Annotated in this window: 11 protein-coding genes; 6 read left to right on the forward strand and 5 right to left on the reverse strand. The window is 70.3% G+C overall.

Going from position 1 to position 11,835, the window contains the following annotated elements; translation table 11 throughout:
- Positions 1-53: 53 nt before the first annotated feature.
- Together JFN87_RS00620 and JFN87_RS34225 are read right to left on the reverse strand one after the other, a co-directional pair.
- Positions 54-2,366, reverse strand: coding sequence for a (Fe-S)-binding protein (locus JFN87_RS00620; protein ID WP_209337812.1), 2,313 nt, complete (start codon positions 2,364-2,366; stop codon positions 54-56).
- 101 nt (positions 2,367-2,467) lie between these two features.
- Entirely contained in the window at positions 2,468-3,523 is a 1,056-nt protein-coding gene (locus tag JFN87_RS34225) for a sugar transferase (protein WP_307865238.1), read from the reverse strand.
- Between the two features lie 268 nt (positions 3,524-3,791).
- Here JFN87_RS34225 and dnaK point away from each other — a divergent pair, with 268 nt between their 5' ends.
- Genes dnaK through JFN87_RS00645 form a run of 4 tightly spaced genes read left to right on the forward strand, consistent with a single transcriptional unit; the run spans position 3,792 to position 8,063 of the window.
- On the forward strand, positions 3,792-5,663 hold the full coding sequence (dnaK, locus tag JFN87_RS00630; protein WP_209337782.1) for a molecular chaperone DnaK: 1,872 nt from the start codon (positions 3,792-3,794) through the stop codon (positions 5,661-5,663).
- Positions 5,660-6,355 carry a nucleotide exchange factor GrpE gene (gene grpE, locus JFN87_RS00635; protein WP_209337783.1) on the forward strand — a complete coding sequence of 232 codons (696 nt, stop codon included), beginning with the start codon at positions 5,660-5,662 and terminating at the stop codon, positions 6,353-6,355. The genes dnaK and grpE overlap by 4 nt, the downstream gene beginning before the upstream one ends.
- A 36-nt stretch (positions 6,356-6,391) precedes the next feature.
- Complete coding sequence (gene dnaJ, locus JFN87_RS00640; protein ID WP_209337784.1) at positions 6,392-7,582, forward strand: molecular chaperone DnaJ; 1,191 nt, start codon at positions 6,392-6,394, stop codon at positions 7,580-7,582.
- A 4-nt stretch (positions 7,583-7,586) separates the two neighbouring features.
- Positions 7,587-8,063, forward strand: a complete 477-nt coding sequence (locus JFN87_RS00645; protein ID WP_245178511.1) for a heat shock protein transcriptional repressor HspR — start codon at positions 7,587-7,589, stop codon at positions 8,061-8,063.
- A gap of 84 nt (positions 8,064-8,147) precedes the next feature.
- On the opposite strand, the gene JFN87_RS00650 is transcribed toward JFN87_RS00645, so the two are convergent.
- Together JFN87_RS00650 and JFN87_RS00655 are read right to left on the reverse strand one after the other, a co-directional pair.
- Complete coding sequence (locus JFN87_RS00650) at positions 8,148-9,119, reverse strand: helix-turn-helix transcriptional regulator (RefSeq protein WP_209337785.1); 972 nt, start codon at positions 9,117-9,119, stop codon at positions 8,148-8,150.
- 130 nt (positions 9,120-9,249) lie between these two features.
- The gene (locus JFN87_RS00655) at positions 9,250-10,233 is read right to left on the reverse strand and encodes a helix-turn-helix domain-containing protein (protein WP_209337786.1); all 984 of its coding nucleotides are present in this window, start codon (positions 10,231-10,233) and stop codon (positions 9,250-9,252) included.
- A gap of 111 nt (positions 10,234-10,344) precedes the next feature.
- Between JFN87_RS00655 and JFN87_RS33360 the strand changes: the two genes are divergently transcribed.
- Positions 10,345-10,848 (forward strand): hypothetical protein, encoded by a 504-nt coding sequence (locus JFN87_RS33360; RefSeq protein WP_245178512.1) that lies wholly within the window; start codon positions 10,345-10,347, stop codon positions 10,846-10,848.
- The gene (locus tag JFN87_RS33365; protein WP_245178513.1) at positions 10,845-11,165 is read left to right on the forward strand and encodes a Rieske (2Fe-2S) protein; all 321 of its coding nucleotides are present in this window, start codon (positions 10,845-10,847) and stop codon (positions 11,163-11,165) included. The genes JFN87_RS33360 and JFN87_RS33365 overlap by 4 nt, the downstream gene beginning before the upstream one ends.
- 153 nt (positions 11,166-11,318) lie before the next feature.
- On the opposite strand, the gene JFN87_RS00665 is transcribed toward JFN87_RS33365, so the two are convergent.
- Positions 11,319-11,726 carry a pyridoxamine 5'-phosphate oxidase family protein gene (locus tag JFN87_RS00665; RefSeq protein ID WP_209337788.1) on the reverse strand — a complete coding sequence of 136 codons (408 nt, stop codon included), beginning with the start codon at positions 11,724-11,726 and terminating at the stop codon, positions 11,319-11,321.
- Positions 11,727-11,835 lie beyond the last annotated feature (109 nt).

Raw genomic sequence — 11,835 nt, forward strand, 5'->3', positions numbered from 1 at the left:
CCTTCACGTCGGGCGCGTCGGGCGCGTCGCGCCTCGGCCCGTCCCGCCGGCTGCTACTTCGCCGGCTCCGGCTCCGGCTTGTTCGCGGCCTCCGGCGCGCCGTCCGGGTCCGCGGGTGTGCGGACGGAGTCGAGCAGCAGCTGCGCGACGTCGACGACCTGGAGTGTCTCCTTCGCCTGGCCCTCGCTCTTCTTGCCGTTGACGGAGTCGGTGAGCATGACGAGGCAGAACGGGCACGCCGTGGAGACGATGTCCGGGTTCAGGGACAGCGCCTCGTCCACGCGCTCGTTGTTGATGCGCTTGCCGATGCGCTCTTCCATCCACATGCGCGCGCCGCCCGCGCCGCAGCAGAAACCGCGCTCCTTGTGGCGGTGCATCTCCTCGTTCCTGATGCCCGGGACGGCGGCGATGATCTCGCGCGGCGGCGTGTAGACCTTGTTGTGGCGGCCCAGGTAGCAGGGGTCGTGGTACGTGATGAGGCCCTCGACGGGCGTGACCGGCACCAGCTTGCCCTCGTCGACGAGGTGCTGGAGCAGCTGCGTGTGGTGGATGACCTCGAACTCGCCGCCGAGCTGCGGGTACTCGTTGGCGATGGTGTTGAAGCAGTGCGGGCACGTCGCGACGATCTTCTTGGCCGACTTCGGCTTGCGCGAGGCCTCGGTGGCCTTGCCGTCGTCGTCGAGCTCCTCGCCGAACGCCATGTTCAGCGTCATGACGTTCTCCTGGCCGAGCTGCTGGAACAGCGGCTCGTTGCCGAGGCGGCGCGCGGAGTCGCCGGTGCACTTCTCGTCGCCGCCCATGATCGCGAAGTTGACGCCCGCGATGTGCAGCAGCTCGGCGAAGGCCTTGGTGGTCTTCTTGGCGCGGTCCTCCAGGGCGCCGGCGCAGCCGACCCAGTACAGGTAGTCGACCTCGGTGAGGTCCTCGACGTCCTTGCCGACGACGGGAACCTTGAAGCCGATCTCCCGCTCCAGCTCCTTCGTCCACTCCAGGCGCTGCTTCTTCGCCAGGCCCCACGGGTTGCCGCGCTTCTCCAGGTTCTTGAGCATCGTCCCGGCCTCGGACGGGAACGCGGACTCGATCATCACCTGGTAGCGGCGCATGTCGACGATGTGGTCGACGTGCTCGATGTCGACGGGGCACTGCTCCACGCACGCGCCGCAGGTCGTGCACGACCACAGCACGTCGGGGTCGATGACGCCGCCCTCTTCGAGCGTCCCGATCAAGGGGCGCTCCGCCTCCGCGAGGGCCGAGGCCGGCACGTCGGCCAGCTGCTGCTGCGTCGCCTTCTCCGAGCCCTCGGCGTCCTTGCCGCCGCCCGCGAGGAGGTAGGGCGCCTTCGCGTGCGCGTGGTCGCGCAGCGACATGATCAGCAGCTTGGGGGAGAGCGGCTTGCCGGTGTTCCAGGCCGGGCACTGCGACTGGCAGCGGCCGCACTCGGTGCAGGTGGAGAAGTCGAGGATGCCCTTCCACGAGAAGTGCTCGACCTGCGAGACGCCGAAGACGGTCTCCTCGGCGCTCTCCTCGTCGTCGAAGACCGTCTCGAAGTCGATGACCTTGCCGCCCGACGCCATCGGCTGGAGGGGGCCGAGCGCGGTGGTGCCGTCCGCGTTGCGCTTGAACCAGATGTTCGGGAACGCGAGGAAGCGGTGCCAGGCCACGCCCATGTCGGTCCGAAGCGCGACGGTGATCATCCAGACGAACGACGTCCCGATCTTGATCATCGCGAACAGGTAGACGAGGTTTTGCAGGGTGGGGAGCGACAGCCCGCGGAACGCGACGACCAGCGGGTACGTCAGGAAGTACGAGGCGCTGTAGGAGGTCTCGTGGTAGAGCGCGCCCTCCAGGCCGCGCAGCGCGAGGATGCACAGGCCGATGATCAGGATGACGGCCTCGACGAAGTACGCGTCACCGAAGTTCGAGCCCGCGAACCGCGACTTGCGCTCGGCGCGCCCGGGCCGGGAGAGCTGGCGGATGACGATCAGGGTCAGGATGCCGAACGTGGTCAGCACGCCGATCAGGTCGACGGCGACCCCGTAGGGCGGCCAGTCGCCGATGATCGGGAGCAGCCAGTCCGCCTGGAAGATCTGCCCGAACGCGTTGATGAGGGTGACGATCAGCGCGAAGAAGCCGACCGCGACACACCAGTGCGCGACGCCGATGACGCCCCAGCGGTTCATGCGCGTGTGGCCGAGGAACTCCCTGACCACCGTCAGGGTCCGGCTGCCGGGGTCGTCCGTCCGTGCGCCCGCCGGGACGGACTGGCCCATCCGCAGGAAGGCGACGATCTGCCCGATGGCGCGGACGAACAGCGCCGCACCGACGACGGCGAGTACCAGCGACACGATGATCGCGGCGAGTTGCATGGAGGGCTCCTCGGGCATGCGAGCTGGGGAGGTCCGCACGCTGCGGCCGCTCAGAGGTTTACTAAGCGGTAACTTAATTGTTCCGCACTGAGCGTACCCACTTATCCGGCCGCAATGTAGCGCCCTGAGCGGTGATCTGTGTCGCTCACCGTGACCCGCCCGTGCGCGCTCCGCGATCCCTGGCCCGCGTGGGTCTGGCCCGTGTGGGTCTGGCCTGTGAGCGTCTGGCTCGCGTGCGTCGCGGACGCGGCCTCGCGCGCGCGTGCGCTGCGGGCGCGTGCGGCGCGGGTACGAGCGGTACGGGCGAGGGCCGCACGCCCGAGAGCCCCGCGGATGCCGGTCGTACGGGCCGCGGCGGGACGGGCTGCGGTGGGGCGGGCTGTGATCGTACGGGCCGCGGCGGGACTGGCCGCGGTGGGACGGCCGCCACGCGCGCGTGCGCCGCGTTCGCGCAGGGTGCGGGACGTACGGGGCACCCGGGACGTACGGGACGCGCGCGAGGCCCCCGGCCTCGCCGCGGGCGCGGCCGACGGCAGGGCGGGCAGGGTGAGGGCCAGGATCGACAGGTCCGTGCCGAGCCAGTGGTGCTCCACGTAGTGCTGGTCGAGCAGCGGCGCCTCGTACCAGGGCAGCCGCGACCCGCGCCGCACCTGCGCCAGGCCGGTGAGGCCCGGCCGCACGGACTGCCGCCAGGTGGCACGCGCGCGCGGGTGGCCCACGGGCAGCGCCGCGGGGCCGACGAGCGACATCCGGCCGCGCACGACCTGGGGCAGCCGGGACAGCAGGTCGAGGCGGAAGCGGCGTGTGCGCAGCGACCGCAGGGTGAAGGGCGCGCCGTGCAGGCCCACCACCTCCTGGCGGAGGAAAACGCCGCCGTTACGGCCGCCTCCCGCCGCGTCGCCGTGCACGGCGAGGACGGCGGCCGCCACCAGCAGGGCCGGCGCGGCGAGCACCAGCAGCAGCGAACCGAGGACGAGATCCAGGGCACGTTTCGCGCCGGGGAGGCGTTCCTCTTCGAGAGGTGGGCACACGACGGGCGGCCCGGCGGGCATCCGCACGAGAGGCGCGTCGGGCGTGTGCGTCGCGTCCCGCCGCGTACCGAAGTGCCGACCGGCCGGCAGGCCGAGTCGCGAAACGAGCCGCAGAGCGAGCCTCATGGGCAGCCATCCGTTCCGTCGGGGATATTCGGTAGGTTCGGGTTGGTTCCGGTTCGCACCGGTTTTTCGACACCATCGCACGGCCCGCCCGCCGCGCCGCTGCACCGCCGCGGCCGTGTCGGGCCGACGCGCCCGACCTGCGGCGTCACCTTCGGGCCGCAGGGCGCCCGCACAATAGTTGAGCCTGTCCGACTCAGGTCCTTTGACTCAACGCGATTCGTGTTGCATCCTTGAGCCTGTTCCACTCAAGTCCTCTGGAGGAATCGAAATGGCACGTGCGGTCGGCATCGACCTGGGCACGACTAACTCCGTCGTCAGCGTTCTCGAAGGCGGCGAGCCCACCGTCATCACCAACGCCGAGGGCGCCAGGACCACGCCGTCCGTCGTCGCCTTCGCCAAGAACGGCGAGGTGCTCGTCGGCGAGGTCGCGAAGCGTCAGGCGGTAACCAACGTCGACAGGACCATCCGGTCGGTCAAGCGCCACATGGGCACCGACTGGAAGATCAACCTCGACAACAAGGACTTCAACCCGCAGCAGATCTCGGCCTTCGTGCTGCAGAAGCTGAAGCGGGACGCCGAGGCGTACCTGGGCGAGAAGGTCACCGACGCGGTGATCACCGTCCCGGCGTACTTCAACGACTCCGAGCGCCAGGCGACGAAGGAGGCCGGCGAGATCGCGGGCCTGAACGTCCTGCGCATCGTCAACGAGCCGACCGCGGCGGCCCTCGCGTACGGCCTCGACAAGGACGACCAGACGATCCTCGTCTTCGACCTCGGTGGCGGCACGTTCGACGTCTCGCTGCTGGAGATCGGCGACGGTGTCGTCGAGGTGAAGGCCACCAACGGCGACAACCACCTCGGCGGCGACGACTGGGACCAGCGCGTCGTCGACTACCTGGTCAAGCAGTTCTCCAATGCCCACGGCGTGGACCTGGCGAAGGACAAGATGGCCCTCCAGCGCCTCCGCGAGGCCGCTGAGAAGGCGAAGATCGAGCTCTCGTCCTCGACGGAGACCACGATCAACCTGCCCTACATCACGGCGTCCGCCGAGGGCCCGCTGCACCTGGACGAGAAGCTCACGCGCGCCCAGTTCCAGCAGCTGACCTCCGACCTGCTGGAGCGCTGCAAGACCCCGTTCCACAACGTGATCAAGGACGCCGGCATCCAGCTGAGCGAGATCGACCACGTCGTGCTCGTCGGTGGTTCGACCCGCATGCCCGCCGTCGCGGAGCTCGTCAAGGAGCTGACCGGCGGCAAGGACGCCAACAAGGGCGTCAACCCGGACGAGGTCGTCGCCATCGGCGCCGCCCTGCAGGCCGGTGTCCTCAAGGGCGAGGTCAAGGACGTACTGCTCCTCGACGTCACCCCGCTGTCCCTCGGCATCGAGACCAAGGGCGGCATCATGACCAAGCTCATCGAGCGCAACACCACGATCCCGACGAAGCGCTCCGAGATCTTCACGACGGCCGAGGACAACCAGCCGTCCGTGCAGATCCAGGTCTACCAGGGCGAGCGCGAGATCGCGGCGTACAACAAGAAGCTCGGGATGTTCGAGCTGACCGGCCTGCCGCCGGCCCCCCGCGGGGTCCCGCAGATCGAGGTCTCCTTCGACATCGACGCCAACGGCATCATGCACGTGACCGCGAAGGACCTGGGCACGGGCAAGGAGCAGAAGATGACCGTCACCGGCGGCTCCTCGCTGCCGAAGGACGAGGTCGACCGGATGCGCCAGGAGGCCGAGCAGTACGCGGACGAGGACCACAAGCGCCGCGAGGCCGCCGAGTCCCGCAACCAGGGCGAGCAGCTCGTCTACCAGACCGAGAAGTTCCTCAAGGACAACGAGGACAAGGTCCCCGGTGACGTCAAGACCGAGGTCGAGACCGCCGTCGGCGAGCTGAAGGAGAAGCTCAAGGGCGAGGACACGGCCGAGATCCGCACGGCCACCGAGAAGGTTGCCGCCGTCTCCCAGAAGCTGGGCCAGGCCATGTACGCCAACGCGCAGGCCGACGGTGCCGGCGAGGCCGGGGCCGCGGGCGCGGCCGGCGGCGCCGGTACGGAGCAGGCGCAGGACGGCCAGGACGACGTCGTGGACGCCGAGATCGTCGACGACGAGCGTGACAGCAAGGGCGGTGCCGCGTGACGGAGGAGACCCCGGGCTTCGAGGAGGAGCCCGACGTCCCCTCCGGCGCAGGCCCCGACGACGCGCCGAAGGGCGCCGGACCGGGCTCCGCGGAGCCCGGCCGGGCCGCCCCGGCCGGGGACGTACAGGAAAAGGCCGCTCTGACGGCGCAGCTCGACCAGGTGCGCACCGCTCTCGGTGAGCGCACGGCCGACCTGCAGCGCCTCCAGGCGGAGTACCAGAACTACCGCAGGCGGGTGGAGCGCGACCGGGTGACCGTGCGCGAGATCGCCGTCGCGAACCTCCTGACCGAGCTGCTGCCCGTGCTCGACGACATCGGTCGCGCGCGGGAGCACGAGGAGCTGGTCGGCGGGTTCAAGTCGGTGGCCGAGTCGCTCGAGTCGGTCGCGGCGAAGCTGGGCCTCCAGCAGTTCGGCGAGGAGGGCGAGCCCTTCGACCCGACGGTCCACGAGGCCCTGATGCACTCGTACGCGCCGGATGTCACCGAGACGACGTGCGTCGCGATCCTCCAGCCCGGGTATCGGTTCGGCGAACGGACGATCAGGCCCGCCAGGGTCGCCGTGGCGGAGCCCCAGCCGGGGGCCCAGCCGAAGGCGGCCGACGAGCAGGACGAGGCGGGCGGATCCAAGAGCGGTGCCAAGGAGGCCTCCCCGGAGGCCGAGAAGGAGAGCGGTGGCCCGGACGAGGGCTGACGCGGCTGGCATTGGACGGAAGGAGGGACGTCGGGAATGAGTACCAAGGACTTCGTCGAGAAGGACTACTACAAGGTTCTCGGCGTCCCCAAGGACGCCACAGAGGCCGAGATCAAGAAGGCGTACCGGAAGCTCGCCCGCGAGTTCCACCCGGACGCCAACAAGGGTGACGCCAAGGCCGAGGAGCGCTTCAAGGAGATCTCCGAGGCGAACGACATCCTGGGCGACGCGAAGCGGCGCAAGGAGTACGACGAGGCGCGCACGCTCTTCGGGAACGGCGGCTTCCGCCCCGGTCCCGGGGGCGGCGGCCCCGGCGGCGGCACGTTCAACTTCGACCTGGGCGACCTCTTCGGAGGCGCGGGCCAGGGCGGCGGCACCGGGACGCAGGGCGGCTTCGGCGGCGGTCTCGGGGACGTGTTCGGCGGGCTGTTCAACCGGGGCGGCACGAGCACGCGCACGCAGCCGCGCCGCGGCCAGGACATCGAGTCCGAGGTGACGCTCAGCTTCACCGAGGCGGTCGACGGGGCCACGGTCCCGCTGCGGATGTCCAGCCAGGCGCCCTGCAAGGCGTGTTCCGGCACCGGCGACAAGAACGGCACGCCCCGTGTGTGCCCGACGTGCGTCGGCACGGGACAGGTCTCGCGCGGCACCGGCGGCGGGTTCTCGCTCACCGACCCCTGCGTCGAGTGCAAGGGCCGCGGGCTCATCGCCCAGGACCCCTGCGACGTCTGCAAGGGCAGCGGGCGCGCCAAGTCGTCGCGTTCCATCCAGGTCCGCATTCCGGCCGGCGTGTCCGACGGGCAGCGGATCAGGTTGCGCGGCAAGGGCACGCCCGGCGAGCGCGGCGGCCCCGCCGGTGACCTCTACGTCGTCGTGCACGTGGGCTCGCACCCCGTGTTCGGCCGCAGGGGCGACAACCTCACGATCACCGTGCCCGTCACCTTCACGGAGGCGGCGCTGGGCGGCGAGGTGAGGGTGCCGACGCTCGGCGGGCCCCCGGTGAAGCTGAAGCTGCCGGCGGGCACGCCCAACGGGCGCACGATGCGCGCCCGCGGCAAGGGCGCCGTACGCAAGGACGGCACGCGCGGGGACCTGCTGGTGACGGTCGAGGTGGCCGTTCCGAAGGACCTGGGCACCCCCGCACGCGACGCGCTGGAGGCGTACCGGAAGGCGACCGCGGACGAGGACCCGCGGGCGGAGTTGTTCAAGGCCGCGAAGGGAGCGTGACGTCATGGACAGGGACGGCGGCGGCGCCCGGCGCCGTGCGTCTGCCGCGTTCGGCAGGGCGTACGAGCTGACGGAGGAGACCCCGGTCTACGTCATCTCGGTGGCGGCCCAGCTGTCCGGGCTGCACCCCCAGACGCTCCGGCAGTACGACCGACTCGGCCTGGTCTCCCCTGACCGCACGGCCGGGCGCGGCAGACGCTACTCGGCGCGGGACATCCAGCTGCTGAGGCAGGTGCAGCAGCTGTCCCAGGACGAGGGCATCAACCTCGCCGGCATCAAGCGGATCATCGAGCTGGAGAACCAGGTCGCCGCGTTGCAGTCGAGGGTCGCGGAGCTGTCGGCCGCGGTCGAGGGCGCGGCGGCGGCCATGCGCCAGCGCGAGGCCCAGGTGCACGCGTCGTACCGGCGCGACCTGGTGCCGTACGAGGACGTGCGGCAGGCGAGCGCGCTGGTGGTCTGGAGACCGGCGCGCCCGGAGTGAGCGAAGCGAGCGATGGCCGAGGGGCCGGTACGCCTGTGGGCGCACCGGCCCCTCACTCGTGTCCGGGGGCCGCGGCGGGCTCCGCTAGCCGAGCTCGCGCTCCGGGCTGGTCGCCCACCAGTGGGCGAGCTGGTAGACGGTGCGGAACCCGAGGCGGGTGCGCAGGTCGGTGAGGTGCGCGTTGATGGTGCGCGCGCTGTAGCCGAGTGCCTTGGCGATCTGCTGCTGGTCGTGCCCCACGCACAGCTCGCGCAGGATGGCGCGCTGCAGCGGCGTGGTGACGACGTCCTCGTCGGCGGGCGCGGGGTTGAACCAGTCGTCGGCGCGGTTCCACTGCTGCTCGAACACGTCGGCGAGGAAGGCGCACACGGCGGGGTCCCGCACCTGCCAGGCGCCCTCCTTGGCGGCGCGTCCGTTGAGCCTGTCGACGAGGAACGCGGACTTCCGGTCGATGATGACCATGAGGAGGAACGGGCCGGCGAGCGTGCGGAAGCGGCCGCCCTTGGGCGCGATGACACGCACACGGTCGTGCACGGCCTGATTCGCCTTGCTGCTCACGTGGTAGAGCGTGTGCAGCGCTATGCCGCGGGCAAGCAGGAGCGCGTCCCTGTCCTCGGCGACGGAGAGCGTGCGAGGCGCGCGGTACCCGGGCTGCGCGCACAGCACCTCGCTCTCGGCCGTGTCGCACGCGGTGCTGATCGCGCGGTTCACGGCGTCCTGCCCGGAGATGAAGGCCACGACCGAGGCCCGGCCCCGATCGGGTGCCGGCTGCCGTCCACGCAGGTCGTCCAGGACGGCGGGAAGTTCGGAGTAGAGCCGCACGGAGCGGTCCAGCGCCTTCTTCACGGAGGCGTGCAGTCGCTGTTCGACGTGCTCCATGCCCACCACGGACACCAGGCCGCTGATGGGGTCGCGCAGCGCCAGGCCGCGGGCCTCAAGGTCCGCCAGCCCGGGAGTGCCGGGGTCGGCGCTCTGCCCGGCCGCAAGCCGGGCATAGAGTTCGCGGGCCTCCGCCGGGAGCAGCGAGTCGTCGTCGTGCCGAACCTCTTCCGTCATTCCCATCCTCAAGAACCGGAACTTCCGACGTACGTAGCGCGCGGCACATTGTCGGCCGGCCGACGATCCGCGAGGGTATCCCTTCGTGGATACGGCCGGGCCGCGCCCCCTCACATCAGCGGCGCCATCCTCAGTCCCTCTCCCCCAGAATTCCGGACTGCGCTATGAGAAAACCGAGTTGAGCGCGGCTGCCGCTGCCTAGTGCGGCGGCGAGCTTGGCGATGTGCGCGCGGCAGGTACGGACGTTCATGCCAAGGCGGCGCGCTATGGCCTCGTCGACGAGTCCCTCGACGAGCAGTTTGGCGATGGAGCGCTGCACTTCGGTGATGCCCTCGGCGTCCGGGGCCGCGGAGAGCGGCTGGACCAGGGGAGTCGCACGCTGCCACAGATGGTCGAAGATCTTGGTGAGGTAGGACACGAGACCGGGGTGGCGCAGTTCGAGCGCGGCACCGTCGTCGTCGCGTGCCGGGATGAAGGCCACCACGTCGTCGCAGATGATCAGCCGCTCTATGAGCTGCTCCATCGTCCGTATCTCCATCTTGGCGCCGGCCAGATGGTCGATGTAGGCGAAGGTGTTCTGGCTGTAGCGGACGGTGTGCTGGTAGAGCGTGCGCATGCTTATCCCGCGGTCTATCAGGGGTTTGCTGCGCGTGATGGCCTGACTCAGCAGGTGTTCAGGACGGCCGCCCCCCGGCTGGACCGTCAGAACCTCCTTCTTGAGCTCCGTGGTGGCGACGTCGAGAGCCGCGTTGATGCGGTGGGACCCCTCCAGCACGGTGATGGCGTGGATACTGGGCGGCGCCTGCGCGCTGATCGCCATGAACTCGTCGAAAGACGTGGTGAGGTCGACGGACTGGCGGCGCTGCTCCTGGATCTCCCGCTCGATCGGGTGCAGCCGCTGCGCCAGGGCGATGGACGGTGCGACGGGGCGCAGCCAGTCCGGATCGTCCGGATCAGGGTGCAGTAGGGCGAAATCCACCAGGCACGGGGCTGTCTCGATTTCGCGTTTCGCTATGCGGCCGGCACGGAGCGCGGCCGCGTACAACTGCTTACCTTCAGCGCACAGATCTGTCAGAGAGTGATGATGTGTCTGTTCTGTGCCACTCATCCCCATTTATCCACCCCTCAGGTTGCTGAACCTGCAGGAACATGATGCCTCGCCGGTGTGGCGCTGAGGTCCTGGCGTGGGTCATTGTCGTTGTCAACGGGGAAGAGATTCCATCAAGTGAGGACGAAGCCGACGATGAAGAAGAGATTGCTTCGCTCGATGCTTGCGGCGGCGTTCGCGATCCCGTTGGCGTTCGGAACCGTCGCCGCCTCGGGCTTCGGGTCGGGGGATGCGCCGGCTGCCGCGAACGCGACGTCCGGGTACGCCGGAACGAATGCGCACCAGGCGGTCCCCGCTGACATCAGCTGGCCCGCGGCCGGCGCGCACGGTCCGGCGATCGTGCCCGCTGACATCAGCTGGCCCGCGGTCGGCGCGCATGGCCCTGCGGTCACGCCCGCCGACATCAGCTGGCCCGCGGCCGGCGCGCACGGTCCGGCGATCGTGCCCGCTGACCTCAGCTGGCCCGCGGCTGCTTCGCGCGGTCCGGCGGTCACCCCCGCCGACATCAGCTGGCCGGTCGCCCCGGTGAACGGGCCGACACCGGCCACGCCCGCGGACATCAGCTGGCCCGCCGCCTCCAACGGCGCCCCCACGAGCACCACGTCGGTCTTCGAGGCATGACAACGCCGGCGGACGACGCGAGTCTCCGGCGTGAGATGGCCGCGGCCTACCGTTCCGGGTGGCACTTCGTCGATCTCGTGTCCGCGATTCCGCGGCGCGGGGACTCGGTGAGGGTCACGTTGTTCGGTGAGCCCGTGCTCGTCGTGCGCGAGGAGGACGACGACGTCCGTGCGTACCGCTGCCTGCGCCGCCCCCACGGCGCGCCGCAGCTGGTCCGATGCTGCATCAGGTATGACATGATTTTTGTTAATCTGGAGCGGCGGGACCATGAGCTGGTAGCTCCACAACCCCATACAGCCACCCCCCGCAGTGCCTGAGCGATTCCCCCGTCGTAACAAGTCGCTCAGGCGCTTCCCCCACACAACGGCGCCATCGTGGACCTGAAACGCGATGGCGCCGTTGTGCTGCCCGCGTGCCGGCGCCGGGCGCACGCGGCGCCGCGCGCGGGCGCGTCAGGCGCGGCGACCGCGTCAGGCGCGGCCCATGGCCCGGTCGACGGCTATCTCGATGACCACGCGCTCCGGGTTCTCCCGCGGCGGGCGCCCGTAGCGCTCCTCGTGCCGGCGCTCCGCGTCGGCGACCACGTCGGGCTCCGTGCGCACGCGCGCCCGGCCCTCCAGCGTCGCCCAGCGCCCCCTCGACACCTGGCAGACCGCGACACGCGCGCCGCCGGGCTCCTCCGCCGCCAGGACGTTCGCGGCCTTCCTGCTGTGCTTCGACGTGATCACGCGCGCGACGCCCGCCTCCGGGTCGTACGTGACGCACACGGGCACCACGTGCGGCGAGCCGTCCGGGCGGTGCGTGGTGAGCGTGCAGATGTGGTGTTCGCGCCAGAACGCGAGGTACTCGGGGTGCGGCGCGCGCACGTCGATCGTCATGCGTCAGAGCTTAGAAGCCGGTCCCGGGTCGTGGTCCCGTTTTCGAGTTGAGTGGACTAGACTCAACTTTACGCACGTTCTCATCGTCAGAGTTTGGGAACAGGAGGAG

Origin of the sequence: Streptomyces montanisoli (assembly GCF_017813245.1) — a bacterium.
In the GTDB taxonomy this organism is placed as follows: Bacteria; Actinomycetota; Actinomycetes; order Streptomycetales; family Streptomycetaceae; genus Streptomyces; species Streptomyces montanisoli.

Coding starts and splice junctions, on each gene's coding strand:
- JFN87_RS00620 (WP_209337812.1), bottom strand. CDS start 2,366: ATGCAACTCGCCGCGATCATCGTGTCGCTGGTACTCGCCGTCGTCGGT.
- JFN87_RS34225 (WP_307865238.1), bottom strand. CDS start 3,523: ATGAGGCTCGCTCTGCGGCTCGTTTCGCGACTCGGCCTGCCGGCCGGT.
- dnaK (WP_209337782.1), top strand. CDS start 3,792: ATGGCACGTGCGGTCGGCATCGACCTGGGCACGACTAACTCCGTCGTC.
- dnaJ (WP_209337784.1), top strand. CDS start 6,392: ATGAGTACCAAGGACTTCGTCGAGAAGGACTACTACAAGGTTCTCGGC.
- JFN87_RS00645 (WP_245178511.1), top strand. CDS start 7,587: ATGGACAGGGACGGCGGCGGCGCCCGGCGCCGTGCGTCTGCCGCGTTC.
- JFN87_RS00650 (WP_209337785.1), bottom strand. CDS start 9,119: ATGACGGAAGAGGTTCGGCACGACGACGACTCGCTGCTCCCGGCGGAG.
- JFN87_RS00655 (WP_209337786.1), bottom strand. CDS start 10,233: ATGGGGATGAGTGGCACAGAACAGACACATCATCACTCTCTGACAGAT.
- JFN87_RS33365 (WP_245178513.1), top strand. CDS start 10,845: ATGACAACGCCGGCGGACGACGCGAGTCTCCGGCGTGAGATGGCCGCG.
- JFN87_RS00665 (WP_209337788.1), bottom strand. CDS start 11,726: ATGACGATCGACGTGCGCGCGCCGCACCCCGAGTACCTCGCGTTCTGG.